A 4487-nucleotide genomic window follows, 5' to 3' on the forward strand; every position below is an offset into this window, starting at 1 on the left:
ACCTACTTCTGGAACATTATTTTCTATAAAATTAACGGCTCTTTCTAATCCCAGCTGTTACACTCCAATACCAGTCACTTTATCCAAAATCGTTCTCCGAGATGAGTTAAATCATCCTATTGAATTTGATTCAGTTTCTGGTGCTGAAATATATATTCAACCTACTTTAATTATTCCTCTAAAAACAGGATGGAACCTAATTTCATCCTGGGTAGTTCCTAAAAGTATGTCTTTTGATGATATATTTGCAGAACTTATAAATGAAGGTTATTTAGTGAAAATACAGGACGATTTAGGAAATTATTATGCTATGAATATTTATGGACAATGGCAAAATACAATTGGAAACTATCAAATGGGAAAAGGTTATTATGTCTTAGTCAATAATGATTGTGAATTAGATATAACGGGGAACCACTTAGAATTACCGGTGACTATAAATTTAAATACAGGATGGAATATTATTCCCTATTTATACCATAATTCGCAAGATGCCTGGTCATTCATTTCTCCATTAGTAAATAGTGGGGTTTTAGTCAAAGTACAGGATGAAACAGGAAAAAAAATTGTTAAAGACATTTATGGAAACTGGATTAATGAGATAAGCTTATTTGAAGAAGGTGAAGCTTATTATATCCTCATTTCTGAGCCTTGCCAATTTAACTATCCTGCTGAAAATTTAAATACAAATATAAAATAATTATAAGGAGAAATACATAAAATGAAAAAATATTTTTGGATTACCCTATGCTTATTATTATCTCTTCTCACATTAAATGCCCAAACTGAACATTTTCCTACCCCTTATAAAATTTATACTTTCAATCCATATCTGCCAATGAATATATTAGTTTATGGAGTGGAAATTAATGGAATTCCGCTGGGTGCTGGAGGAGAATTAGCTGCTTTTGATGGAGATATATGCGTAGGATCTGTTGCACTTAGTGAACCATTAGCTAATCAAAACAGCATTTCAATTAATACTTGTAGTGCAGGTGGTAATTATGGTGATTTTCCGGATTATGGTGCTCAAACTGGACATTTTATTTTAATTAAAGTTTGGGATGGACAAAATGAATATTCCTATCCAGAATTGTCTGTTGAATTTGCTCTACGACCAACTTGGCCAGATAATTGGCCCACAACCTTTTATCCTCAAGGTACCACTCATATATTAATGATAAAATATGATACACCTTTAGCAGTTAGTACTAAAACCTTGACTCCACCTCCAGGGCAATATGGGGGAAGCGTTTTTGATATAACATTTGATTATACCGGAGTAATTTTAGAGGAAGCATATATACCTAGAAACGGTGGAGGAGATATGAAAGTTTATGCATTTGATGAATTATCTACTGATGAATACTATGCACCTGGCTCTCCAGGAGGTACTGTCCCCAATCCAGATATAAGTCCATATGGATGGTTTATTGATCCTGGTAATATACGCTTTTCTCCAGACACTGAATTTCCTATGTATATATCTTTTCAAATTCCTACTCTTCCTACTGGTTATACCCTTAATGAAAGCACTTTGGGCATCTATTATCGGAAGATTCATGGTGCTGGTCCTTATACTTTAGTCCCAGGTACTTATGATGCTGCTAATGGTTTGATAACTGTATCTATAACAGATCCAAATAATATTAAAGGTGAATATATTTTGACTGGTTTTAAACAGGAAAGCCCATTACCCATAGAACTAACCTCATTTTTTGCTACCATTTCTAATCAAAACAAGGTCATTTTGAACTGGGTTAGTCAGACGGAAACAGATTTGATAGGCTATTATGTGCTGCGTGGATCGGATAAGGAATTGAGTAATGCTCGTGTAATTAGTCCTTTGATAAATGCTACTAATACTTCTCAGCCTAAAGCCTATATGTATACAGATAATGAATTGAATATGAGTGGAATCTATTATTACTGGTTACAATATAATAATATGGATGGTACAATAGGATTTAATGGACCTATAGAAGTAAAATATGAAGTAAACTCAGGTTCCAGTGGTGATATTCCCTTAGTGACCAGTTTAGATAATGTCTATCCCAATCCTTTTAATCCCATAGCTTATATTCCTTTCACTCTTGAAACAAAATCAGAGGTAAAGTTTATAATCTATAACACTCGTGGTCAAATAGTCAAAACTTTTGATTTAGGCACTCAAGAGAAGGGACATCATAGAATAACCTGGGATGGACGAGATAATGATGGCAATCTCAGTGGTAATGGAATATATTATATCGTTATGAAAGCAGGGAAAGAAAGCTTCCAGCGCAAAGCGGTTCTGATGAAATAGAGTAAATATTAAGTTAACTAAAAGAATAACCCCGGTAGCAATACCGGGGTTTTTTATAAAGGTTAATTCCCTTGTAACTTTAATGACCTAATGAGGCAAGAAAGGAGGAAAAAGGATTTTGTCCTCAAAAATGTTCTTTTACCAGGGGATAATAATCATTTAATAAGAAGGTAAATAGGTTTTGAAGTGTAAATAAACAAAGAAAAGAAAAATAAGATTGAAACAGTAATTTGTGCTTGACAGAATAATAGTGATTTCAAGTATAGAAAAAAATGGGTGCGCCCATGGCTCAATTGGATAGAGCATCTGACTACGGATCAGAGGGTTGGGGGTTCGAATCCCTCTGGGCGTGCCAAGATTTTACTTGCCGGCGGAAGCTGGCTTTTTTTATAGTATAACTTATGGATAAATCAACAAATACAAAAGGCAACTGGAAAGACCTGAAAAAAATTTATGGCATAATGTTTCGTTATTGGCCTGTCCTGGTTACAGGTCTGATAGCGATGCTTTTGTATGCTCTCTTTTCAGGTATCAGTATCACTTTTGTAATTCCTCTCTTTGATTATGTGTTCAATCCCAATAAACCTGCTGCTCTATATACTACTATGGGGCAGTTCTTTGAGGCTATAGGATCTGCCTGGAGCAGTTTTATGAGTGAAATAGGAGGGATATTTGCCATAAAAGGTTTGAGTGATTTAGCACCTTTCTGGGAAAGCTTAAAACAGATTATGCTCCAGACTAGTTCACTAAGTTTACTCTATGCGATTTGTCTGTTCGTTGTGATAACGATGGTGCTGAAGAATGTCTTTTATTACATTCAGCGGGTACTCTTTGTAGATTTAAGAGGAAACACTATTCGGGATGTGCGGAACCTTATGTTTTCACGATATATGAGGCAATCACTTGAGTTTTTTAATCAGAATAGAGTGGGTGATGCATTAGTTCGGATGGTGAATGATGTAGAAATAGTAAGCGAGCAATTTATCCGTTCCTTGCTGGAAGGGATTAGAGATGTTGTTACTATCCTGGTTTATATGCGGATAGCATTATTAATGAATTCCCAGCTATTTCTTTATAGTATCATTGTTTTACCAGCTTTCTCATTATCCATAGGGTTTTTAGGTAAGAAGATAAAGAAATATTCCAGAAGAATTCAGGCGCAACTCTCTTCAATGTTTTCCACAGTGGAAGAAGCGCTGAACAGTATGAAGATAGTGAAAGCATTTCGTAGGGAGGAAAGTGAATACAAAATCTTTAGTCAAATAAATAAACGACATCTAAAACTCTGGAAGAAAGCACAGCGATATAGTGCTTTAAATGTTCCTCTCTCTGAGATGACTACTTTATTTACTGGTGTGATTGTAATTGTGATAGGTGGCAGGATGATTCTTGCTCCTGGCTCAACTTTCTCTTTAGGAGATTTCACTGCTTTTCTTTTTGCTATGTTTTCTATGTTGCATCCGCTTAATTCTCTCACTCAAATATATACCGATGTTAAAAAGGCATTAGTTTCGCTGGGTAGAATTTCTACCGTGCTGAATACAGAATCATCTGTGCAAGAAGCTGAAGATGCAGTTGAGAAAAAGGATTTCAATTCAGAGATTGTTTTTGATAATGTAAGCTTTAGCTATAAGGGCTCCAAACCTGTCCTACATAATGTTTCTTTAACCATTCATAAGGGAGAAAAAATAGCTTTTGTAGGTGCAAGTGGCGGAGGGAAAACCACTCTAGCAAATCTTTTTAACCGGATGTATGATGTCAATGAAGGTGCTATTCTTATTGATGGCATAGATATAAGAAAGATAAAGATATCTGATTTGCGAAGGCTTTTTGGAGTAGTAACTCAAGAAAGTGTGCTCTTTACAAGGTCAGTGAGAGAAAATATTGCTTATGGTTCGCTGGATGAGGTGAGTGATGAACAAATCAGGAAGGCAGCTCAAGTAGCTCATGCGGAAGAGTTTATCCTGAATTTTCCTAATCAGTATGATGAGATTTTACAGACTAAGGGGGCAAATCTTTCCGGGGGACAAAAACAGCGTTTATGTATTGCCAGAGCTATTGTGGGAGACCCACCTATTTTAATTTTTGACGAAGCAACCAGTGCTTTGGATACTGAAAGTGAGAAGCTGGTGCAAGAAGCTATTGATGATGCAACGCAGAATAGAACCGTGATTATGATAGC

Annotated in this window: 2 protein-coding genes, 1 tRNA gene and 1 pseudogene; all 4 read left to right on the top strand. The window is 35.6% G+C overall.

The genetic code is table 11. From position 1 onward, the window contains the following. Positions 1–700, top strand: a pseudogene (locus tag E0946_RS07285) (hypothetical protein); the annotation flags it as partial. 21 nt (positions 701–721) lie between these two features. Beyond that, positions 722–2305, top strand: coding sequence for a FlgD immunoglobulin-like domain containing protein (locus tag E0946_RS06980; protein ID WP_133201748.1), 1584 nt, complete (start codon positions 722–724; stop codon positions 2303–2305). 278 nt (positions 2306–2583) lie between these two features. Next, positions 2584–2660 (top strand) — tRNA-Arg (locus tag E0946_RS06985). Between the two features lie 46 nt (positions 2661–2706). Further along, on the top strand, positions 2707–4487 hold a 1781-nt coding region (locus E0946_RS06990; protein WP_133201749.1), incomplete at its 3' end, for an ABC transporter ATP-binding protein.

The sequence above is a fragment of the Candidatus Syntrophosphaera thermopropionivorans genome (genome assembly GCF_004353895.1).
Classification (GTDB): domain Bacteria; phylum Cloacimonadota; class Cloacimonadia; order Cloacimonadales; family Cloacimonadaceae; genus Syntrophosphaera; species Syntrophosphaera thermopropionivorans.

What these genes read in the sequence shown, in the direction of transcription:
- E0946_RS06980 (WP_133201748.1), top strand. Translation starts at nt 722, where the DNA reads ATGAAAAAATATTTTTGGATTACCCTATGCTTATTATTATCTCTTCTC.